We start from the raw sequence: 21,610 nt of genomic DNA on the forward strand, positions 1-21,610 counted from the left end.
CCGATTAGTACACTGCCAAATAGTCTTACTCGAACAACGATTACTATTCCTAAATGACATTGAATTGATATATTATAACAAAACATTTGAGAATTTTGTTTAATCTAATTAAGGGTCACTACCATGAGCAAACTTCCCGTCACCGTGCTCTCTGGCTTTTTAGGTGCAGGTAAAACCACTGTGCTCAGCCATATTTTAAATAACCGTGAAGACAAAAAAGTGGCTGTAATCGTCAATGATATGAGCGAAATAAACATCGATGCAGCAACAGTTAAAAACGATGTTTCGCTGAGCCGCGGCGAAGAAAAACTAGTAGAAATGAGCAATGGTTGCATCTGCTGCACACTGCGTGAAGACTTACTCATTGAAGTACGCGCTTTAGCGCAAACGGGCCAATTTGATTATTTGGTTATTGAGTCAACGGGTATTTCTGAGCCCCTTCCGGTTGCCGAAACATTTACCTTTGCCGATGAAGATGGCGTGTCACTTTCTGATGTTGCAAGACTTGATACCATGGTCACGGTCGTTGATGCCGTTAACTTTTTAAACGACTTTAACGAAGCCAAATTTTTACAAGAAACCAACGAACACTTAGGTGATGAAGATGAGCGAAGCGTGGCCGACCTACTCATTGATCAAGTTGAGTTTGCTGATGTCATTTTAATTAGTAAAACAGACTTAATTAGCGCCGATGAGCTTGAGAGTTTAAAAGCCATTTTAAGCTCATTAAATACCTCTGCAGAGCTTATTGCCATTGAAAATGGCCAAATTGATATCAATAAAGTTCTCGGCACGGGCCTGTTTAACTTTGAAAAAGCTCAGCAAGCACCTGGCTGGCTAAAAGAGCTACGCGGCGAGCATACCCCAGAAACCGAAGAATACGGTATTAGCAGCTTTACTTATGAGGCCCGCCGCCCTTTTCATCCTGAAAAATTTTATAACTTTATTCATAACAATCAACGCGAAGGCAAATTGCTTCGCTCCAAGGGCTACTTTTGGTTAGCCTCTCGACCACAATTTGCTTGCCAATGGAATCAAGCTGGCGGCATAGCCCGCTATGGTTTTGGCGGGATATTTTGGAAAGCCTTACCGCAAGATCAATGGCCAACTGATAGCGACTACTTAGATTCAATTAACCAAGTATGGCAAGAACCCTTTGGTGATATGCGCCAAGAGCTGGTTTTTATTGGTCAAAACCTCAATCAAGCAGCTATCATTCAAGCTCTCGATAAATGCTTACTTAGCGACGATGAACTATTAGCAGGCAAAGCGCTTTGGCAAACCCTGCCCGATCCATTTCCTGTCTGGGAGGAAGCATAATGACAGCTTACGCATTAGAACATGACACTGATAACCTACCATCCGCGGCAGCAACAGCACTAAGCCCTGTGGTGTTTTCACAAATATATAAACCTGAGCATAACATTGCAATTTGGCAGCGTAACTTAACTGAACAGCTGCAAGCAGAAGTAGCTGAGAGTATTACAGCCAACCCAGATCTGAGTATTAACGCTGTGATCAATCAAAATACCATTGTGGCTGACATAAATAAGGCCCTTGAAAAACTACCTCAAGCAGAAGAGCTTAAAGCCGATCTCGCTCAGCTCGTTGATATGTTTTGTTATTTGATCGAATTAAAACGTACCGGATTACGCCTAAGAGTACTTGAACGAGCCATGTGCCCACGCTTTCATGTTGACAGAGTCCCTTGTCGGTTAGTCAGTACATATTGTGGTAGTGGCTCACAGTGGTTGCAAAACGCAGGACTTGATCGCACTAAACTTGGCGCAGGTCACCAAGGATTAAGTGATGAAGAGTCAGGATTAATGACAGCAAATACTAAAATTCACTCTCTTAATGTGGGTGATGTAGCCCTATTAAAAGGCGAAACTTGGCAAGATAACGAAGGCAAAGGCCTTGTGCACCGCTCACCAGCACTCGCTGCTGGCGAAAAACGGCTACTTGTAACCCTCGACTTTATTGCTTAATACGAACGTACCAACTGCGTCTATTAATTCTAATAGGCGCTATTTCATTTAAGAACACGCTACAACTGCTCATGGCTTTAAATTAATGAAAAGCATACTGAGCGCACTTGCAATTGCCGATAGGGCAAACATCCTTAGTAACAGAATTAAGGCATTCCTTGCGCCACCAGCAAAAGTGCCTTTAAAGCTTAATGGGTAGCCATGAAAAACCATTACATATAACACGTTAAAAAGTCCTACCCGCATCCCGTCAATTTCATAGGTATCGCCATTTTTTAAGTGAATTTCACACACATGCAAAGTGGGTAATCTAATTCGTGGTTCGCCAAACTTTCGTTTGCGTTTTAGATCCATCGTGTAGTGAAACAAAACCTCTGCGATTTCGTTTTTAGCAATGGTGAGAGTGTGATTTTGGTGCTCTTTAAAAGTCAATTTATCAATTTTGAGCTCATCCTTGCTTATGCTCATTGCCCATTTAGAACCAAAGCCATACTTCTTGTAAGTCATGATGCGCTTGGTAATAAACACGACCAAAAAACTTGTAAGACAAACTAAAAAAGCCAGCCATGGGTTAAAAGCATCTACTAAATAAAAACTAGATAGCGAAATTGCGCATACCATAAGCGCAAAAAACACTTCGGCCCACCCAGATAACGTCGCTAAGCCTGGGAGAGATTCTAGTTCTGTTATTGACTCTTCAGTTAGTGACGATTTTCCTTTAAAGGCAGCATATCGAAACCATTTTTTATCGTTTAAATCCAGTTCGAGTGAGTGCTTAGCCATCGAGCCCATAAAAATCCCTTTTGTATTAATGCTTAATAGAAGCAACCTTTTTGTTCCTTAAACTTATACACAACCAGAGCTCGCACGTAAATACTTAAAGAACTAATAAGTTAAGCCCCCTTAGCTAATGAACGTGCTGTATTTAATCAAAAACCAGCTAAGCTTCGTATAACAGAGAAATTTATATATGTGAGCTGATATGGAGCGCCTTTTTCAAAATAGCCGGTTTTTAGTCATCATCGCGATTATCACTACAGCAATTTCGTCATTACTTGTTTATATAACCTGTGTGAACATCGTTTTTAATGTTGTTAAAACGACTCTTATATCATTGCCTGACTCTGCTAAGGGAGGGAAAGAGATGATAGTCGAGCTTTTAAAAATTCTCGACTTATTACTGATTGGCATTACTCTTCAAGTTATTACCATCAGCCTGTACCGGCTATTCATTTCGCCTGCAACCACAAAGAGTAGCCAGTTTTTGGCCGCCTTTCATATCGAAGATTTTCATGACTTAAAAATTACCTTAGTGCAGGTAACATCTGTGATTTTGGTGATTCTGTTTTTAGAACACGCCGTTGAGTTTGGCGGCACAATAGAAACTCTCTACCTTGGTATTTCTATTGCGATTGTTGTTGCAGCTTCGACCTTTGCATGGCGCTCAATGAAATAGTGAACACTCACCTTCATTAGTTTATTTATTGGGGTAACGTAGTTGATATTGCTCTTTCATCGCGGCATTAAACCGCTCAAGTAAACCGCTCTTTTGGCTATCTTTAGCCAGTTCTAGCAAATCGATTTTCAAGCACTAAAAAGGCGTAACACTTCATGTTACGCCTTTAAATCTAAGCCCTAAAGTGCAAGCGCTAATATTTGCTTAACTTTCGCTAAATCAATATCACCGTGTTCACCTAGCGTAGTTAACTCATTCTTTTCTAAGTTTTTAACAACCGCATCGATTGCTTGTTCATCAAGGTCATAATCAGCAAGGCGCGTTTTCACAGCCATTGCTTCGAAGAAGTCTTGCACTGCTTTAATCGTTTTATCAATTTGCTCAGCTTCATCGTTATAATTAAAACCAAACACTCGTTCACCAAGCTGTTGTATTTTAATAGACTTCTGCTCTTTTTGAACATGCATTAGCGCAGGTAAAACAATCGCTAGTGTTTGTGCGTGATCAAGGTTATAAAGGGCTGTTAATTCATGACCAATCATATGCGTAGACCAATCTTGCGGTACACCCTGACCAATCAAGCCATTCAGTGCCATTGTAGCCGACCACATAACATTGGCTCTTACATCATAGTTTTGCGGTTCATTTAGTGCTTTAGGTCCTTCGCTGATCAAGGTTTGTAAAATACCTTCTGCAAAGCGGTCTTGTAATGGCGCGTTTACTGGGTAAGTTAAGTACTGCTCAATAACGTGTACAAACGCATCTACAACACCATTACTTACTTGGCGCTCTGGTAACGAAAAAGTATATTCAGGATCAAGTACTGCAAAAACAGGTTGCACACTCGGTGATGAAAAAGCACGTTTTTGCGACGTCTCTTTTTTAGTAACCACTGAGTTACCGTTACTCTCAGAGCCAGTTGCAGGTAAAGTTAAAACTGCACCAATAGGAAGCGGGTTACTAAACTCAGCACCTTTAACAAGGATATCCCACGGCTCACCTGCAAAGTTATAAGCTGCTGCAACAAACTTAGCGCCATCAATAACGCTGCCACCGCCAACAGCTAGAATAAAGTTAACATTCTGCTCTTTAGCAGTTGCCACAGCTTGCATCAGCGTTTCGTATGTTGGGTTAGGTTCAACACCACCAAACTCAATCACGTCAACATCGGCTAATGCACTCATTGCTTGGTCGTATACGCCATTTTTCTTTATTGAGCCACCACCAAAAAGTAATAGTACTTTAGCGTTTTCTGGTAAACGTGACGTGATCTCACTCATTTGACCTTTACCAAACAAAATTTCGGTTTGATTTTTATAAATAAAGTTCAACATTTAAATGCCCCTTAAATTAGGTTTAAATTGCTAATTAGCTAATTTACTTAGCTAACATTTCTAAAAGCTTTTCTGCTAATAATTTATCTGAAAACGGGTTTTGCCCCGTAATGAGTTCGCGGTCAACAACCACGTTTGGCTGCCACTCACTAGCGAATGCCATATTTCCACCGGCGTTTTCCATTGCCATAGCGGGATAAAACTTAAGCTTTTTACCTTCTAAACTGCTTTCAAAAACACGCTCTTCAGGGTCTGAAAAAATAGTCATTTTATAGCCATCATAAATCCAGTTATTGGCCGATGCCTTTTCGCCATCTTTTATCGCTTGATAATAAGAATTTGGCTGAACTTGTGCCGACAACAACGTAATTGGGCCATGGCAAATTGCCGCTGTTGGTTTACCTTGCTTATTAAAGTGACGCAAAATTTCACCCACTTCTGGGTTGTTTGCTAAATCAATTAAAGGCGCATGGCCGCCTGGGATAAACACAGCCTCATATTGGCTTAAGTCACCCGCTAAAATTTCGCTTAAACTTGCGGTATCTTTGATATCTGGTAGTGATGCTACAAAACGCTGAATGCTCTGCATTTTAGCTTCATTACCATCAAAGTAGTCGGTACTCACTGATTTTTTATCTACTTGAGGCGCATTACCTTTGGGTGTTGCAAGTACAAGCTCATAACCCGCATCGACTAATGCTTTCGCAGGCACACCAAACTCATTTAGGTAGTAGCCTGTTTCGATGCTCTGGCCGTCAGCTAAGTCCATGGTTGTTTCACTTGATAAAATAACCAATACTTCGCCTTCACCCGCCACTGCAAACATCGACGTAGTTGATGCAGCAACAAGCGTTAGTCGCTGTAATATCTTTTTCATAACTCATCCTTCAAGAAAGTACAGCCATCATAGTTGGTTTGCGGGGCGAGTAGAATTCGGATAAATTAAGAGGAGCAATCAGAATATTTATGGCTCGTACAGTTACATGTCTTATCTCACGCAATTAAAAACCTTTGTTGAAGTTTATCGTTGTAAAAATATTACGAAGGCAGCGGCTAATTTAGGCTTATCTCAGCCTTCGGTGACCTCACACATTCAATCAATGGAAGCTGTAGTTGGTAAATCTTTATTTGAGCGCAAAGCCCGTGGCGTTACCCCCACTGCAGCAGCACATGATCTAGCGCTACAGGTTTCTGGTCATATCGATATATTAGAGCAAAAGATCATGTCGATACGGGCACGTTCTGATGCCGCACATGGCACTGTTAATATTGCAGGACCTGCCGAATATATTAGTAGTGTATCGGGGCCACAAATTGCCAACTTACTGCAATCTGGCAATGTAAATCTTGTTCTGCATATTGGTAATAAAGTGAGAATTTTTGATGCCTTGCAATCAGGTACTGCAGATATTGCTATTGCCGCATCAGCGCCTGATCCAGCACTATTTGATAGCCTTGTGCTCGACAAAGAAAAGCTCATTTTGGTGATGAACCGTTTACATGGCCGAGAAATCAAAGACAGCGCCATTACCGCAGATTTACTCTCAAGCTACAATGTCGTTGCTTATGATGAAGAGCTGCCTTTGATAAGACAATACTTTGAAGCTGTATTCAACGCAAAATGCCACTCAAATGTCATTGCTATTTGCCCGGACATACGTGCTATTAGCAATATTATTCGCTCAGGCATTGGCTATTCTGTATTACCCGATTACCTATGTCGCGATCAGATAAAAGCCGGAGAGCTTGTGCAACTAGGGCCCGAAGGCCCAGAAAACATAATTTACTTAGTTTGGAACAAAGGGGCATTAAAGCACCCCCGTATTGCATTTGCCAAAGATGTTATTTCGGCCTTTGCAAATATTAACTACTTTGCAAACTAAGCAAGGCTTGCTTTGCGTCTAACAGTTTTACTCGTGGGGCAAGCGCATTTAGTGCGATTAAATGTAGCATTTCAGATACTGTGGTGCTCACATCCGTTATAACTGCCACATCGTACTCTTTAGCTTGCTCTGAGATAGCAGTATGAGTCACACAGTTTTGCGTCATCATGCCTGCGATCAAAAGTTTTTTAATACCATGTTGCTTTAATACATCTTCTAAATTGGTCTGATGAAAGCTGTCTGCATAGTGTTTTACAACCACAGGGGCTTCTGGTGCTGCTTTTAAAATATCAGGATGAATATCAACACCTTCTGTACCTTCATTAAAAAATGGCGCTAACCCCTGAGAAGGATCAGCAACATGCTGAATATGAATAGGTAAAACTCCGCGTTCTGTTGCTTGTTTGATCACATCTACTAGCTGATCTTTTACTTGTTTAGCCTGCCATAAAGGAAATGCACCATCTTCAAAATAATCATTCTGTAAGTCGATAATTAGTAATGCTGTGTTTGTCATTGTATGAGCCCTTTTTCATTTTATTGAACCCTAGTTTGCTGAATTTTTAACGTATCAAACAGTGACCCAAATACCATTTATCGATAATATTGGGCCAAAGTATTTAATAAGGCTTTACCATGAATGTTGCAGTATTCGCATTTCCTAATATCAGTCCATTTCATCTTGCAGTACCATGTATGGTGTTTGGTGAGGGCGCTCGCTCGGCAGGTATCAAAGAATTTAATTTAACAGTGTGCAGCGAATGTGAACAGGTAATGCCCTCAAGTGCGGGGTTTGATATTCAAGCGCACCACTCAATAACAAAATTTGATCAGGCAGATATTATAATTATTCCGTCTTGGCCATCCCCTGAAACAGCCCCCTCTAAAGAATTAGCAACCAGTTTGCTAAACGCTCATAGCCGTGGCGCTATTATTGTAGGGCTCTGTTTAGGAGCTTATGCGTTAGCACACATTGGGCTTTTAGATAATATTGAAGCAACCACCCACTGGGCATACAGCGATGACTTTAAAGCTCGCTTTGCAAAAGTGAAACTTAACAATCAAGTACTTTACCTTGAACATGACCAGCTCTATACATCGGCAGGAACAGCAGCAGCTATTGATTGCTGCTTATATTTGGTTCGCAAATTTTTAGGAAGCGAGCAAACTAATGCTATTGCCAGAATGATGGTAACGGCTCCGTATCGCACTGGTGGGCAGACACAATTTATTGCCCTCCCCGTCCCTGAAAGTGTTGCTGATGAGCGTTTAGCAAGCTTACTTGAACAGATGCAAGAAAACTTAGCCAGCAACCATACGATTGATACACTCGCAGAGCAAATGCATATGAGCCGGCGCACCTTTACCCGCCACTTTCAATCGCTTACAGGTCAGAGCGTTGGGCAGTGGCTGTTAAATCAACGTTTAAACCACGCACAGCGACTTCTTGAGTCAACTGATTTACCACTAGAACATTTAGCCGAGCAATGCGGCTTTGGCTCATCTGTTACTTTACGTCATCATTTTCGCTCTCAGTTTGGTTTATCACCGCGAGACTGGCGTAATGCATTCCGCCAAGCATGAAGCTTAGGTATAATTAGTTTTTCGACTCGATTTTGGTTTTTAAATGAAAAAGCTTTCTAAAGTACAATTAAAACAGCAAGCCCTTGTATTAAATGTTGCCGACGCCCTTGAAGAGCAAGGTCGTGCAGAACTTGAAGGCATGTTGCAATGCTGGTTTGATGTGGAATACCACTTATTCCCAGGCTCATTGCTTTTATGTTTTCAATTTGAAAACCAGCAAACACTCGATGCAGCGACCCCAGAGCTATTAAAATGGCAAAAACGCCTAAGTGGCGCAATGCTGAAAAAAGGCGTGATTTTAAAAGACATGCGCAGGCATTTAGTGTTTACCCTAAAAGGCCCAGACGATTAAATGGAATGAGTTGTGAGTTAGCAAGTTAGCAAGTTAGCAAGTTAGCAAGTTAGCAAGTTAAAAACACTAGAGTACCTACCACTAGTGTCAAGTAACTCGCTAACTCGTTGAGTTTTTAATCTGACTTCTAACGACTGATATCTAATAGCTCCATCTTTGTTCAGCGTTAAAACGCCTCCTACAACTCGCATCTCGTCCCTCGAAACTCGTATCTTTCCCCTTTACTCTTTCCCCTAGCAACTCACTAACTTGAGTATTTTTATTTGATAACGCGGGGTAAACCCGCTGCTACCAATTCTGCGCTAAAACGCCTCCTACAACTCGCATCTCGTCCCTCGGAACTCGTACCTTTCCCCTTTACTCTTTCTAACTCGCTAACTTTCCTCTAGAAACTAGCTAACTTATTCCAACACCTGCGTACTTAACGCCAGATAACAACGCCATATCTTTGTGCCATGTTGCTAGATCATTAGCATTAAACTTAGCTAAAGAGTCATGACCACATGCTCTTGCCATTACCGACATTAACTCAGTTGAAGCTTCAAAAAAGTTCTTTAATTGATTTGCCGACTTTTCAATATTTAGGCGCTGACGTAAATCTTGCTTTTGTGTGGCAATCCCTGCAGGGCAGTTATTGGTGTTACACATACGCGCAGCAACACAGCCGATTGCTTGCATTGCACTATTTGAAATCGCCACCCCATCAGCACCAAGCGCAAGTGCTTTTACAAAATCAATTGGCAAGCGTAAGCCGCCAGTGATGATCAAAGTAACATCACTTGCACCTTGTTCATCTAAGTACTTTCTTGCCCTGGCAAGTGCAGGAATAGTCGGTACGCTAATATGATCCCTAAAAATCTCAGGGGCTGCGCCTGTACCGCCTCCACGACCATCAAGAATGATGTAATCGGCACTCGCATCGAGCGCAAATTGAATATCTTCCTCAATATGATTAGCACTCAGTTTAAAACCGATTGGAATACCGCCCGTTACCTCGCGTACTCTATCAGCAAACTTTTTGAAATCGGCCGCACTGTGTAAGTCTTTAAATGTTGGTGGTGAAATCGCCGAAGTACCCGTTTCAATTCCTCTAACCTCAGAGATTTTGCCAACATTCTTATTGCCCGGCAAATGCCCACCAGTACCCGTTTTTGCGCCTTGTCCACCTTTAAAGTGAAAGGCCTGAACGTTCTTTAATTTATCTTCGCTATAACCAAAGCCTGCACTTGCTAACTCATAAAAGTACCGTGAATTGGCTTGCTGCTCTTCAGGAAGCATACCGCCTTCACCCGAACAAATACCTGTGCCAGCAAGTTCTGCTCCTTTCGCTAAAGATACTTTAGCTTCTTCAGATAAAGCCCCAAAACTCATATCAGAAACAAATAATGGAATAGCCAGCTTTAATGGCTTTTTCGCTCGCGGGCCAATCACAAGCTCAGTATTAACAGCAACATCTTCCATTAAAGGTTGCGTTGCCATTTGCGCCACCATTAGCTGTAAATCATCCCATTTAGGTAATTGATATCGTGGCACGCCCATCGACACCATAGGGCCATGGTGCCCAAGCTTAGATAATCCTTCACGTGCTAATTGATGGATAAGCTCAACGGTGGGTTCCTCTTTGGTTGCTGTAGCAACTGGCAAATCAGAGGCTTGAATTTGCACGCCTGGCCCTTCTTGACCAACTTGGCTTTTATCAAATTGTTTGTGACTGCCATCACAAAACGGCGCATTGGCAGTGTGCTTACATTGGCATAAATAGGCATCGCCCGACTCTTCTGCTGTAAATGCTTTGGGTTTGAAATCGGTTCCGGCATGTGAGCCATCACAAAATGGCTGGTTTTTAGAACGCCCACAGGCACAAAAATAGTATTCTTGCCCCTGCTCTAAGGTGACTTTTTTCGGCGAAACGGCTGCAATTATGGGTTTGCTCATTATTGTTCCCTCACGGTTGCTACATTACATTGCTATGTTCAAGGTACTGCGATTGAGGTAAGTATTAATTCAAGGCTTACTTGCTTTACAAAGGGTAGTTCAGCTCAGTTAAATAACGAGCTTTTAAGCGCCTAGAAGTTCACTTAGCTATCACTAATCGACTATATAACCGCAACAAGCAGCCAAGATATCAGCCATTTCGTATTTTAATGTAAGAGGTAAATCGGTTTGTAAGCCACAGTGCGGGGGATTTTCACTAAGAGGATAAGAGGCGCTGCGCTTAAGAGGAATTATTAAAAGCAAACTTCACAGATATAACCCATTGTAGATCGTTATTTATGGCGAAAAGCAACCGTTAACACTCACGGGCTGAAGCCCGACTTACAAATTACCTCTTTGATAATAACCATCGCGCGAAATAAATTTCACGCCTACGGGCAAGTTTCAGCTTGTTTATTGGGTTTTAAATCTGATAGCTGATGGCTATATATGGCGCACAATCATCTAAAACTTATAGCTTAAAGCTCTTTTGATTTAATCTGATTTCTAACGACTGATATCTAATATCTCTATTTTTGTTCTGCGTTAAAACGCCTCCTACATCTCGTATCTCGTCCCTCGAAACTCGTATCTTTCCTCTTTACCCCTTTACTCTTTCCCCTTTACTCTTTCCCCTTTACTCTTTCCCCTTGTAACTCGCTAACTTGTTGGGTTTCACTCCGTTCTAGCCAACCTACCGGCTGATGTCTGAAAGCTTTTACTTTTCCACCCCCTTTTGCTTCACATGCTCAACCAGCTCGGGAAAAAACGCTAAAAACACTGCGTCTAACTGTTGGTAGTGGCGGGCTATATCGTCAGCGGCTCCTGCAAAGTTATTAGCAAAGCGAATACGCTGGGCGATGTTATCAAGAGCAAGGCCGACCCCATCGAGTGTTTCATATTCTTTAAACCAATCATTGTTGGTCATACTGATCACAACTTGCTGCATGCGTGAAGGCATCATGGCTTGGCGTGCATTTAAAAGACCATAACTGTGCTGTTTGAAATCAGCCAATGGTTGGTCATTAAAGCGCTGCCAATGCTGAATAAGAAAGTGATCGAACGCTACATCAATGGCGACACTTGCAAAGCGTTTACGCGCTGGTGAAAAGTACTGCTTAGCCTCTTTTACAAGGGGATGAGAGTCAGTAAACCTATCAACCAGATAATGATTCTCAAGGCCATTTTTAACCGCGCCAGGTAACTGCCCTGAATACCGACGCCCACCAAAATCCCCTAGCAGATTACCAAAGTGTGAATCAGCCGTCGGTTGTGCTAAGTAAAGGTGAGCCAAGTAGTTCAATGCATTCTCTAAATTAAGTCATTTTATGCATTGTAAAAGAATACAGGTGAAAGGGTCTAGGGGCACGAGGTGCAAGTTAGCGAGTTAGCGAGTTAGCGAGTTAGCGAGTTAGCAAGATTGTAGCCGCTATTTTATATCGCGTAATCAAATGCCTGGTAAGCGTTATGCTTGCATGGCCCGTTTTAAATAGATCATCGCGCGAAATAAATTTCACGCCTACAGTACTAGGTGCTAACATCATAGCGTTGGTTTTGGGTTGGAATATCGGCGTTAAAACGCCTCCTACAACTCGAATCTCGCTAACTTTTTCGTCTGATAGCTGATGGCTCCAAACGTTGAGTTTCACTCCGCTCTAACCAACCTACCAGCTATTAGCCATAAAAATAACTCACCTTTATGACTTTAAATTAAATGCCAACATTACAAGAGCCGAAATGATCGCAGAAAGAGAAATTAACCGCATAATCAAAATAACTATATTACCTGCACCGCCTGAAGTTGTACCTCTGAATAGTAGTGGGTATTCGTAGAGTTTTAAAAGATACAGCACATCAAAAAGACCTACTCGCATACTATCTAGCGTAACAACATCGCCACTTTTTTGATGAATTTCACAAGCGTGTAAATTGGCCGTTTTTTCGTTCACAATATGGCCAGTTCTGCCATGCAAAGTATAATTAAAAATGATTTCTTGGATATCGTCCTTAGCGATTTGCAAAACTTTTGAAGCTTTGCCCTCTATTGCTTGCCTATCTATTTCGAGTGAATCTTTAGATATACTCATAACCCACTTACGACCAAATCCAAATTTGTTATAAATCACAATTCGCTTGATAACAAATACACAGAGATAACAACTCACACAAGTTACAAAAGCAGGTATCGGCTGCATCGTTTCTTGAAGCACTAGGCTCATTACAGCAATAGCGATAGTCATAAAGAAAAATAAAAATTCAGCTCCGCCCGACAGCACAGCTAGGCCCGGTAGCGACGTTAGTTTTGTATTAGAATCAGCCTGCAATACTGGCTTTTTATAGAAAGTTGAATACCTAAACCAAACTCGGTCGCTCAGGTTTAAATCTAGGGAGTGCTTCGAAAGTGGCTGATTATAATCCATTATTTAAGTTTCCATTTTTAAAACACAATTTTGCCATTACTTTCCCATTAAGCCAACCTGTCTACTTAATGGTACATTTCTCATACCTTCAAGCACTAAACTAACTGCCCAACAAAGTTAACCATATTGTGCGCTACAATTGGAAACACAAGGCTACCAGTCCGCTCTCTTAACCACAGCAAAATAAATCCATAACTCCCAGTTAATACGATTCTGAATACAGACAAATGCCACTCACCATCGATATACATAATCCCATGAACTAGACCAAATAATAAAACTAAAAGTAACCCAGCAATGTTTATTGGCGAGCCAAAAAAGTTGATGCGCGATGAAACAACAGCCAATGAAAAACAAAATAGTAAAACACCTCTAAACATTGGCTCTTCATCGAGTCCTGGGATAAAAGCTTGATAGAGTAGCGTTTCAAAATCGTAATTTGGTCCATCGCCTAGGCTAAGCGTTACAATAATCTGCAACACAACAAACAGGGTTAAAACAACGAGTGCAGGCTTAATAGAGCTTTTATTTTGCCTAAAAGTAAAACCAGCATCCCTGATTTTAAAGTCATTTTTAAATGCTGCTAATAAAGCCAAAACCAAAGCCCAAAGAGAAATAGCGACTATTTTCCCTGACCAATTCCATTTGAGATCTGTAAAGATTAAATCTAGGGAAATGAGTTCTTTACCTTTAAATAAAGCTAAGAAATAGCAAAATAGAATTAACAGAGTAGCAAGCAACCAAGTTAGGTTTATAGTTACTTTATTGAATACTTTTAAAATTAAAACGAGGAATAGAACAACGCCTAAATTGGCAAGCATTCCAAAATACATATCTGGCATAACCGTCCTTGGTGAGCATGCAGCCCAAACTTTATTATTGTTTAATTTCTATAATAAACACAAAAACAACCTATTAAACAGATATTTGTTTGAGTTCAAATTCACATTGAGCATATTTTTATTTTCAAAGTATATTGAACCACAGAGTACATAGAGGCGCTTCGCGCTACGCAGAGAAAAACTGTAAATTACGCGGGGTAAACCCGCAGCTACCTGTTCAGCGTTAAAACACCTCGTATCTCGTCCCTCGAAACTCGCTCACTTGGGTATTTAAAATCTGATAGCTGACGACTGAAAGCTGATAGCTCCTTCCCCCTAGCAACTCACTAACTTGTTGGGCTTCGCTTCGCTCCACCCAACATACAATTAGAGCTATCCTTTACTCCCCCGCAAACTTTAACATTCGCGTTTGGTCGGTAAGCTCAATATCCACCAGCTCGAACGGAGCTTTGGCTGCTTGAGTGACCGCAAAAGGCATGGTGAAACTGCCGTAACTATCAATCTGTTTTGCTACTTCAACCGTTGCCAGTTTGATGCGCTCACCTTTATCACCTTTGCCTGTTAAGGTTGCACGAATAGCATAGCGGCCTGAGTCGGTCACTTGCACTGGCACCTTGGCTTGGTATTTATTATTGCCAAGCGCAGTGACTTTGGCTTTATCCATACTGATGGTTTGTGAGCTATGTACAAATGGCATTTTTATAGAGCGTTTTACCGTTTGGCCATTCACTTTAGTGTCTATACTGGCCTCAAGCTCATAGTAACCATTTGCGGCACCCAAAGTTTCAAGCGGGTAATTAAATAGAGCTTCACCATTTTCGTAACGTACATCTAGCTTTTCGCCATCAGGGCTTGAAAGCGTTAACTTCACATCACTATCTTTAAAACGCTTTTTACCCATACTAAGCTGCATAGCAACACGTTGTTGCTGATCTTTCACTTTAAACTGCGATTTAGCATGTAAAGCATTGCTCGAGCCTTTTTCAATCACGTGCAGCAAGTAGGTGTCATTATCGTTAAGCGCTTGGCTTGTTCTTAACATTGCTTTGCCATTTACCTGACCTAGCTTTAAGCCAACACTACCATCGCTAAATCCTGCATTTTCCATTTGCTCACGTGCAACCATGGCTTGCATTGGCATTTGTCTAAAGTTGTCATCTCGCACCGACAGCTTATCTAGCTGTAAACCATGAGGCTTAAATACTTCGCCACTATCAAAGCGTGCTTTTGGTGCAATGCGAATAAAGTTATCAGCTTGGTTTACAAAGACAGGCACACCGCGCTTAAGCTCTTTACCCGAAACTTTCTGCCAATATTCAACACTGTCTTTTTCAAGTGTTTGTAGTTGAGCGCTTGATGCTGGTTGAACTTGAGGAAACTGATAAACCGTTTGCTCATTAGCTTTCGCTGCTGTGCTTACAAGCACTATTGCAGCTGCAATTGTGGTTAACTTATTAATCATAGCGAGCTCCTAAATTCGGTTTTTAAGCATGTTTGGCAAGCCAAAACAGTTACGTCGACTTTGCTGATGACTCAAAGGCTCACCACCTTGGGTTCGTGATTTATCAGTAAACCACACCACCCCAGCTAACGACTGAGAACTGCAATTTAAAAAGCCATCTGAGCAGCTATCTAACCAGTTTTGCGTTACTTCAAGGCCCACTTGATTTTGATAACCGCCACAATAGCTGTCGCTATCCCATACTGCTGATTCAACATCACTGCCTACTACGGTTTCGAATCGAGATGGTAAGCTTGGGCGGTTCGGTGTGCCATACAGCCACTGTGCGTTATACGATTCCATCCAAGATACTTGCTGTTGTTTTACTGCATCGCTGCCGTAACCTAAAAGCCAACCCAAGCTTTGCTCGAACGAATTACCCGCAATAACCGCATCAGCCAACGGCGTGCCACCACTTGAAGGAGCCAGAGCAATAGTACGCGTGACTTTGCTAATAATATTTGGATAACGGCTATCCCATGTTGGGTTAGATAAAATCCAACGCACCACATTGCCACCGTTAGAGTGAGTGATCAGAGTTAAATCAGTGATGTTTTTATTATTGATAAATGTAGTGAGCTGCCCTGCTAAACAGCCAGATGCCGCGTCTGCCCACATGTATTGATCAAAGTCACAATTAATGACCGTGTAATTACTACTGTTTGGTAAACCTTGACGAACAGTGTCGACAAAACTGCCTGTCCAATAGTCATTATACGCATCGCTTTGCTGGCCTGTACCGTGCACAAATGCGACTCCTTGCGCAGCAAAAGCACTGTGGCTGATACCCGCTGCCAACATTAAAGCTGGCACTAGTGAGAGTGTTTTTATTTTCATGTGTGTTCCTGTTGATTGTCATTTTATCTATCAGGTTGGAGGAGTGACCTCCGACCAAAAACATAGACCAAACAGGTACGAAAGCAAGAATAAATTTACATTAATTTAACTTTTGTGTGTTTTTTAAGTACAAATTATTAGATTTTAGGAGAAAAAGTGGGGCGAGGTGCGAGGTCCGAGATGCGAGATGCGAGGTCCGAGATGCGAGATGCGAGGTCCGAGATGCGAGATGCGAGGTCCGAGATGCGAGATGCGAGATGCGAGATGCGAGATGCGAGATGCGAGATGCGAGATGCGAGGTGCTAGGTGCTAGGTGCTAGGTGCGAGTAAACTTTCCCCCTTTACTCTTTCTAACTCGCTAACTTTTCAATCTGATAGCTGACGGCTGAAAGCTGATAGGGCTTTTGTTCATCGCGCGAAATAAATTTCACGCCTACAGTGCTAGAAAAATATAACGATATACATTGCACAATGCGAAATAGTATCGCTGCACGAAAGTACTATATCCAGCCCTGTTTAAATTTCATACGTTGTAAATTAAATGTTAAACAGGAGAACACACAATGAAACGCCTATTGACGATGATTGCGCTTTGCGCAGGTATGAGCACAACTGCTTTTGCAGCATGTAAAGATAACGTTGTACTGGTACATGGTAATACCGCCTCCCCTTCGAGTTGGAATAACACAATCAACGAATTAAAACGAAAAGGGTATGTCGACAGTGAGATTTTCACCCCAGATTGGGGCTCTAAATCTTGCGCGAGTTGCAACGATCATAACGGCAGTGAAGAAACGCCCGTACGTAACGCTATTCTTACTGCAATCAACCAATCTTGCACAGGTAAGATTGATATAATCGGCCATTCAATGGGGGTTACACTCGCAGCCCAGCAAATTTATAAGCTAGGCATGGCATCAGATGTTGATACCTTTGTCGGTGTTGCAGGTGCCGCGCGCGGCCTGCTTAGTTGTGGTGTTTACCCATACAATGTGTGGAATAACACATGTGGTTACTATGGCTTATCGGTTGGCAGCCCATTATTAAATAGTATTTATGGAGAAGCATTAGGCGACAAAGTGTATTCAATAAAAAGCTACTCTGATCAAATCGTCTGCTCAACTGGCACTTGTTATGTGTACGGCATTCACAGCAGCCGATTATGGAATGAAAATGCCACCTACACCTACGTACTCGGCCACTTTGGTTTGCAAACTGACACGTATGAAAAACAAGTGAGTTTGATTCAGTAGCTGCAAGTTAGCGAGATTTTAGCAGCGATTTTATATCGCGTAGGAATGGTTATAGGTTATAGGTGCTAGGTGCTAGGTGCTAGGTGCTAGGTGCTAGGTGCTAGGTGCTAGGTGCTAGGTGCTAGGTGCTAACAGCGTAGTGTTAGTTGCGCCTCCCCTATGACTTTTTTCGGCGTTAAAACGCCTCCTACAATTCGCATCTCGCAAACTTTCCCCTTTACTCTTTCTAACTCGCTAACTTATCAATCTGATAGATCTTATGCTCATCGCGCGAAATAAATTTCACGCCTACGGATGAGCATTTCAATTTAACTATGCGCAGGCACAATCCAATCTAACTTCTGACGACTGGTATCTCTTTTTTCGGCGTTAAAACGCCTCCTACACCTCGTATCTCGTTCCTCGAAACTCGTACCTTTCCCCTTGTAACTCGTAACTCGTATCTCGCAACTCGCTAACTTATGCTTTTACGAACCATATAGCGCTTTCATCAATTGGCGCAGGTTCTTTTGATTAGTTTCCGTCTTAACCAGTGCTTTTAAACGGCTTTTCACCTCTGGTTTTGACTTCGCTTGTTGACTTAACGCCGATATAGCGGCGCTGCGAATATCTCTTGGGTTACTAGCGTCAGCAAAGGCGTAAATACTATCTACTTGTTCTGCGTCTAACTCATTATTACCCATTGCCTTTAAAATCGCCCCTTGCGTTTTACTATCAGTTTCTTGATTTAGTTGATTACTCAAGTAATTCAAACTGGTTTTACTTGGCATTTTTGCCAGTGCCTCTGCCGCATTTAGGCGTAACCTTGGACTGTCGCCAGCTAAATAATCACCAATAAGCTGTTGATGATCATAGTCTCCACTATTACCCAGTGCGGTGATTAGGGCTGATGCTTTTTGCTCCGTTGCACTTGAACTTAATGAATCAGCTAACTTTTGTGTTAACTGAGTTGAAAACTCACTGCCCTGCTGATTTTTTGCAATCGCCCCCATTACCATTAAAGCACTATGAGCCAGCTTTGAATTTTCTTCATCAAGACCATATGACATGGAATACTCAAAAATCGCCTCAACCTGCATGTCGGTTAACGGTTTTTCACTGTATTTTAGTGCCATTAAACTTCTAAAGCGCTGATTTGGAGAAAATAAATCAGGCTCAACAAATACCTCTGTCAGTAATTGTTTTGAATTAACTGAGTCATGCTTACCTAGGTACATAAACAATTTACTTTCTAAGGGATCTGCAATTGATTTAGTTGAAATAAGCTCTTTTAAGCTCAGCAAATACTGATCATTGTCATAAAGAAATTGCAAAAGCGTTTTTCGGTCTCCCTCTAGCCAATCCATACTTTTTAAAGCAGTGATAAACGCTTCAGTATTTTTTGATGGTTGAGGCGGCGCTTTAGGGTAAACCCAATCTGTGCTTAAATTTTCCCATTGATTAGGGTCTTCGGGTAATTGTAGTAACCTTGCATCATCAGGTATCGATTGATTTGAGCGATTTAAACTTAGTGTTTGCAGTACCTCAATATTCATACTTCCATCACTACTACTGACTTGAATATGACTATTTCCAAGGGTTTTTGTTAACCAGCACTTATCGTTTTCAAAAGTAAACTCATCACTAATAATGTTCGCCGCTTCCAACTGCATTAGCTTTTTCGCAGCGTTAGTACTTTGCCTAGTGTCGGTTGGCTCTAAATAACTGAGTTTATTTCGCTTTAGTTTGTTATCAGCTAACACTGTGTAGAGTGATTTGTACTGACCAATATCATCTCGCTCTTTAACCCAATATTTATCCCCTTGTAAGTTTTCAGGGGGTTTTGCAAGGTGAAAAGCACGGTATAAAGCAATCAGCTTTTGTTGATCGCCCACTTTTAATTTAGCGTTAAACCGATAATCTAAAACTTCACCTGAGTTATTGCTAATTTTCACAGCAAAAGGCACAGAATACTCATTGCTGGTACTCACTGTTTTATTCAACTTTGCTTGAGCTTGGTACAGCTCAAAACCCAACCAGTGAAATTTCTCTGCAACTAACAAAGGCCGGTAAATTAACCGCCCTTGTAAGTCAAACTGGCTTTTTGAGGGGATATTCATCGAAACAATATTCGTATCAGCTTTTGATTGAAGTTCACCCCAAACAGTACAATGAGGCACTGCATAAGCGGCCGAAGCATAGCCTAATAAAGTGCCAAATAATAAACTCAGTTTAATTAAATGCATTATACCTATGCCTTCATACTAATAATTTAAGGTTGCTGATTCGTCTAAAATTGTCCAGCTTTTATCGTACAAAGTGCTGGTATCGTAGATAGTTTGAGTTTTGGTTTTTGTCTTAATCTTGCAACACCACTTGTATTTAGGGTATTTCACATAAACATAAAATTCACCGGAAATAGCCTCAATATCATTTGTTACATCAATTCCTAAGGTGATTTTAGAATCAGTGATAGCTTTAGCTAAATCCGCATAAAGTGTGGCATTAAATGTATCTGCGATAATTAAGAAATCGATACCAACACCGCCACTTGCAACGCCCAAATTTATTTCTGCGGTAGCATAAGCGTCCATGCTGGCAGTAACAATATCTCCCCCTAAGTCAATTCGGCTATTGCTGTAAGCTAAACCAACACCTAAATCCAAGCTACCAGTGACACCTGCCTCCACTGTCACCGGAACAATCACAATGGTGAACGTCGTTTCAACCACTTTTTGCTCTTCGCTCCAGCTATATCCTAAAGACTTGTCTAAGGCCGTTAACGTGTCGCCCTCGTCAATTAAAGTGTCACCCAGCACACTAAAGTTTGCTGCATAAGAAATCTCACCATCACTTACATTTGCACTCGCTTCAGCGCTGGCACTAACCAAACTCGCTGATTTATCAAATAGGTAAAGATCTAAATCTGCTTCAACTAGCCCCTCGGCTGAACCACCATTACTAGAAGAAACATTCATATAGCTATAAAAAGAAGGGCTGATTGCCACAGCATCGCTGTCACCATAAGTAGCACTCCAACTGCCAACTTTGGCCAACGTTGTTGCTGTAGCAGCAGTAGTCTGCATCGCTGATACCGAAGCTATTGTTGTTTTATTACTATTTAGCTCTACCGATTCTGCAGTACTCACTTCATCATGATAAAGCGCATAAGGTACTTCAACGGTAATACTATTATTTTCGCTATGAGCTTCAATTTCATCAGAGTTGTCGTGGAAGGTAAATGTCATGCTAAAACTGTTTTCACCACCATCGTGATCAAAATCATCGTGTATCGCTTTTAGCAATACGCCATTTACTGCAACATCCCAAGGAAAGTAATGAGATTGCTCATGATCAGGAAACTTAATACGCATAGTCTCCATATAAGCTTGCGCTTGCTCATTCCATAAGTGAGCATGATAAGTCGTTTCGCCGATCGTTATTGTTGCACTGATGTCAGCCTCGTTGACTGAATTACCAAATTTGGTGGCATTAATAAAGCCAATTAAATCAGGTACTTTTTGCGTTGGTTCACCAGTACCTGTGGTATCTCTTTTACCCGGGCCAGGAAAAATAGCAAAGCCGTCGCCCACTTTAAGTTTATCTAAAACAAAATCATGGTAATGACCATCGCTAATGGTGACTGAGCTATAGGTGCTTTCGTCACCAGACTCAATGCCACGGGATTTATTATCTGTAACATCAACTTCGTTTGAGATCACACCGCTTGTGTCAACAAAAGCGGCAATAATAAATTCACCCGATACGAGATCTTCATTTGGCAAAATTAATGTTGCCGTATGATTTTGCTCGCCTTCTTGTAACTGCTCGATATAAAACTCACCCAAATCGTAGCCATCAGGCTCATCTTCAGTTTCGAGTTCAGCGACTTTACTTTTTTCAATTAAAATAAATGAAACACCAACATGTTCATTCGTTAATAAGGTTGTTTCGGTACTGAAATCAACAGTGATCTGTTGCCCTGGTTGATAAACATCATCAGAGACTGGGGTCATAGATTTCAACGCTACATTAGCAACAGCTTCTTGTTCGGTAGAGTCATCATCAGAACACCCAACTATTGAAAGTAGGGATAAAGCCAACACAGCACTAATCCTTTTAGACTGATTCATATTACGATTCCTAATTATTGATTGTAATTTCGACAAACTATTAATTAATAAAACTCATACTTCTACTCAAAGTC

At 41.5% G+C, this 21,610-nt stretch carries 19 protein-coding genes; 7 read left to right on the plus strand and 12 right to left on the minus strand.

Annotation, left to right across the window (positions count from 1 at the left end; genetic code table 11):
- Window positions 1–123 precede the first annotated feature (123 nt).
- Together zigA and AOG26_RS00450 are read left to right on the plus strand one after the other, a co-directional pair.
- Entirely contained in the window at window positions 124–1,320 is a 1,197-nt protein-coding gene (zigA, locus tag AOG26_RS00445) for a zinc metallochaperone GTPase ZigA (RefSeq protein WP_054560734.1), read from the plus strand.
- Window positions 1,320–1,988, plus strand: coding sequence for a DUF1826 domain-containing protein (locus AOG26_RS00450; RefSeq protein WP_054560735.1), 669 nt, complete (start codon window positions 1,320–1,322; stop codon window positions 1,986–1,988). Before zigA ends, AOG26_RS00450 begins: the two co-directional genes overlap by 1 nt.
- Before the next feature lie 69 nt (window positions 1,989–2,057).
- On the opposite strand, the gene AOG26_RS00455 is transcribed toward AOG26_RS00450, so the two are convergent.
- On the minus strand, window positions 2,058–2,624 hold the full coding sequence (locus tag AOG26_RS00455; RefSeq protein ID WP_160316760.1) for a hypothetical protein: 567 nt from the start codon (window positions 2,622–2,624) through the stop codon (window positions 2,058–2,060).
- 346 nt (window positions 2,625–2,970) lie between these two features.
- On the opposite strand from AOG26_RS00455, the gene AOG26_RS00460 reads away from it, so the two are divergent.
- On the plus strand, window positions 2,971–3,444 hold the full coding sequence (locus AOG26_RS00460) for a YqhA family protein (protein ID WP_054560737.1): 474 nt from the start codon (window positions 2,971–2,973) through the stop codon (window positions 3,442–3,444).
- A gap of 179 nt (window positions 3,445–3,623) precedes the next feature.
- On the opposite strand, the gene AOG26_RS00465 is transcribed toward AOG26_RS00460, so the two are convergent.
- Together AOG26_RS00465 and AOG26_RS00470 are read right to left on the minus strand one after the other, a co-directional pair.
- Window positions 3,624–4,778 (minus strand): iron-containing alcohol dehydrogenase, encoded by a 1,155-nt coding sequence (locus AOG26_RS00465; protein ID WP_054560738.1) that lies wholly within the window; start codon window positions 4,776–4,778, stop codon window positions 3,624–3,626.
- Between the two features lie 43 nt (window positions 4,779–4,821).
- Window positions 4,822–5,655, minus strand: coding sequence for a type 1 glutamine amidotransferase domain-containing protein (locus AOG26_RS00470; protein ID WP_054560739.1), 834 nt, complete (start codon window positions 5,653–5,655; stop codon window positions 4,822–4,824).
- 106 nt (window positions 5,656–5,761) lie between these two features.
- Here AOG26_RS00470 and AOG26_RS00475 point away from each other — a divergent pair, with 106 nt between their 5' ends.
- Complete coding sequence (locus AOG26_RS00475) at window positions 5,762–6,661, plus strand: LysR family transcriptional regulator (RefSeq protein ID WP_054560740.1); 900 nt, start codon at window positions 5,762–5,764, stop codon at window positions 6,659–6,661.
- Here AOG26_RS00475 and AOG26_RS00480 read toward each other — a convergent pair.
- Complete coding sequence (locus AOG26_RS00480) at window positions 6,642–7,178, minus strand: cysteine hydrolase family protein (RefSeq protein WP_054560741.1); 537 nt, start codon at window positions 7,176–7,178, stop codon at window positions 6,642–6,644. The genes AOG26_RS00475 and AOG26_RS00480 overlap by 20 nt on opposite strands.
- A gap of 119 nt (window positions 7,179–7,297) precedes the next feature.
- Here AOG26_RS00480 and AOG26_RS00485 point away from each other — a divergent pair, with 119 nt between their 5' ends.
- Both AOG26_RS00485 and AOG26_RS00490 read left to right on the plus strand, forming a co-directional pair.
- Window positions 7,298–8,245 (plus strand): GlxA family transcriptional regulator, encoded by a 948-nt coding sequence (locus tag AOG26_RS00485; RefSeq protein WP_054560742.1) that lies wholly within the window; start codon window positions 7,298–7,300, stop codon window positions 8,243–8,245.
- A gap of 43 nt (window positions 8,246–8,288) precedes the next feature.
- Complete coding sequence (locus tag AOG26_RS00490; RefSeq protein ID WP_054560743.1) at window positions 8,289–8,597, plus strand: hypothetical protein; 309 nt, start codon at window positions 8,289–8,291, stop codon at window positions 8,595–8,597.
- 396 nt (window positions 8,598–8,993) lie between these two features.
- On the opposite strand, the gene AOG26_RS00495 is transcribed toward AOG26_RS00490, so the two are convergent.
- The 6 genes from AOG26_RS00495 to AOG26_RS00520 form a co-directional block, all read right to left on the minus strand.
- Window positions 8,994–10,532 carry a glutamate synthase-related protein gene (locus AOG26_RS00495; RefSeq protein WP_054560744.1) on the minus strand — a complete coding sequence of 513 codons (1,539 nt, stop codon included), beginning with the start codon at window positions 10,530–10,532 and terminating at the stop codon, window positions 8,994–8,996.
- Window positions 10,533–11,289: 757 nt separating this feature from the next.
- The gene (locus AOG26_RS00500; protein ID WP_054560745.1) at window positions 11,290–11,874 is read right to left on the minus strand and encodes an acyl carrier protein phosphodiesterase; all 585 of its coding nucleotides are present in this window, start codon (window positions 11,872–11,874) and stop codon (window positions 11,290–11,292) included.
- 394 nt (window positions 11,875–12,268) lie between these two features.
- Entirely contained in the window at window positions 12,269–12,991 is a 723-nt protein-coding gene (locus AOG26_RS00505) for a hypothetical protein (RefSeq protein WP_054560746.1), read from the minus strand.
- Window positions 12,992–13,086: 95 nt separating this feature from the next.
- Window positions 13,087–13,833: a CPBP family glutamic-type intramembrane protease gene (locus tag AOG26_RS00510; RefSeq protein WP_054560747.1), complete on the minus strand. Its 747-nt coding sequence runs from the start codon at window positions 13,831–13,833 to the stop codon at window positions 13,087–13,089.
- Window positions 13,834–14,212: 379 nt separating this feature from the next.
- Entirely contained in the window at window positions 14,213–15,295 is a 1,083-nt protein-coding gene (locus AOG26_RS00515) for a DUF4785 domain-containing protein (protein WP_054560748.1), read from the minus strand.
- Window positions 15,296–15,304: 9 nt separating this feature from the next.
- On the minus strand, window positions 15,305–16,171 hold the full coding sequence (locus AOG26_RS00520) for a hypothetical protein (protein WP_054560749.1): 867 nt from the start codon (window positions 16,169–16,171) through the stop codon (window positions 15,305–15,307).
- Window positions 16,172–16,734: 563 nt separating this feature from the next.
- Here AOG26_RS00520 and AOG26_RS00525 point away from each other — a divergent pair.
- Window positions 16,735–17,424 (plus strand): alpha/beta fold hydrolase, encoded by a 690-nt coding sequence (locus AOG26_RS00525; RefSeq protein WP_054560750.1) that lies wholly within the window; start codon window positions 16,735–16,737, stop codon window positions 17,422–17,424.
- 467 nt (window positions 17,425–17,891) lie between these two features.
- Here the strand turns inward: AOG26_RS00525 and AOG26_RS00530 are convergent, their stop codons facing one another.
- Together AOG26_RS00530 and AOG26_RS00535 are read right to left on the minus strand one after the other, a co-directional pair.
- Window positions 17,892–19,649, minus strand: coding sequence for a HEAT repeat domain-containing protein (locus tag AOG26_RS00530; protein WP_054560751.1), 1,758 nt, complete (start codon window positions 19,647–19,649; stop codon window positions 17,892–17,894).
- Window positions 19,650–19,667: 18 nt separating this feature from the next.
- Window positions 19,668–21,536: a hypothetical protein gene (locus AOG26_RS00535; protein WP_054560752.1), complete on the minus strand. Its 1,869-nt coding sequence runs from the start codon at window positions 21,534–21,536 to the stop codon at window positions 19,668–19,670.
- Between the last annotated feature and the right edge of the window lie 74 nt (window positions 21,537–21,610).

The organism is Pseudoalteromonas sp. UCD-33C (genome assembly GCF_001306895.1).
Classification (GTDB): Bacteria; Pseudomonadota; Gammaproteobacteria; order Enterobacterales; family Alteromonadaceae; genus Pseudoalteromonas.

Bases quoted from the DNA above. Each gene is read 5' to 3' on its own strand.
- AOG26_RS00485 (WP_054560742.1), top strand. From the start codon at position 7,298: ATGAATGTTGCAGTATTCGCATTTCCTAATATCAGTCCATTTCATCTT.
- zigA (WP_054560734.1), top strand. From the start codon at position 124: ATGAGCAAACTTCCCGTCACCGTGCTCTCTGGCTTTTTAGGTGCAGGT.
- AOG26_RS00510 (WP_054560747.1), bottom strand. From the start codon at position 13,833: ATGCCAGATATGTATTTTGGAATGCTTGCCAATTTAGGCGTTGTTCTA.
- AOG26_RS00480 (WP_054560741.1), bottom strand. From the start codon at position 7,178: ATGACAAACACAGCATTACTAATTATCGACTTACAGAATGATTATTTT.
- AOG26_RS00515 (WP_054560748.1), bottom strand. From the start codon at position 15,295: ATGATTAATAAGTTAACCACAATTGCAGCTGCAATAGTGCTTGTAAGC.
- AOG26_RS00450 (WP_054560735.1), top strand. From the start codon at position 1,320: ATGACAGCTTACGCATTAGAACATGACACTGATAACCTACCATCCGCG.
- AOG26_RS00460 (WP_054560737.1), top strand. From the start codon at position 2,971: ATGGAGCGCCTTTTTCAAAATAGCCGGTTTTTAGTCATCATCGCGATT.
- AOG26_RS00535 (WP_054560752.1), bottom strand. From the start codon at position 21,536: ATGAATCAGTCTAAAAGGATTAGTGCTGTGTTGGCTTTATCCCTACTT.
- AOG26_RS00525 (WP_054560750.1), top strand. From the start codon at position 16,735: ATGAAACGCCTATTGACGATGATTGCGCTTTGCGCAGGTATGAGCACA.
- AOG26_RS00465 (WP_054560738.1), bottom strand. From the start codon at position 4,778: ATGTTGAACTTTATTTATAAAAATCAAACCGAAATTTTGTTTGGTAAA.
- AOG26_RS00505 (WP_054560746.1), bottom strand. From the start codon at position 12,991: ATGGATTATAATCAGCCACTTTCGAAGCACTCCCTAGATTTAAACCTG.
- AOG26_RS00520 (WP_054560749.1), bottom strand. From the start codon at position 16,171: ATGAAAATAAAAACACTCTCACTAGTGCCAGCTTTAATGTTGGCAGCG.
- AOG26_RS00530 (WP_054560751.1), bottom strand. From the start codon at position 19,649: ATGCATTTAATTAAACTGAGTTTATTATTTGGCACTTTATTAGGCTAT.
- AOG26_RS00490 (WP_054560743.1), top strand. From the start codon at position 8,289: ATGAAAAAGCTTTCTAAAGTACAATTAAAACAGCAAGCCCTTGTATTA.
- AOG26_RS00495 (WP_054560744.1), bottom strand. From the start codon at position 10,532: ATGAGCAAACCCATAATTGCAGCCGTTTCGCCGAAAAAAGTCACCTTA.
- AOG26_RS00475 (WP_054560740.1), top strand. From the start codon at position 5,762: ATGTCTTATCTCACGCAATTAAAAACCTTTGTTGAAGTTTATCGTTGT.
- AOG26_RS00470 (WP_054560739.1), bottom strand. From the start codon at position 5,655: ATGAAAAAGATATTACAGCGACTAACGCTTGTTGCTGCATCAACTACG.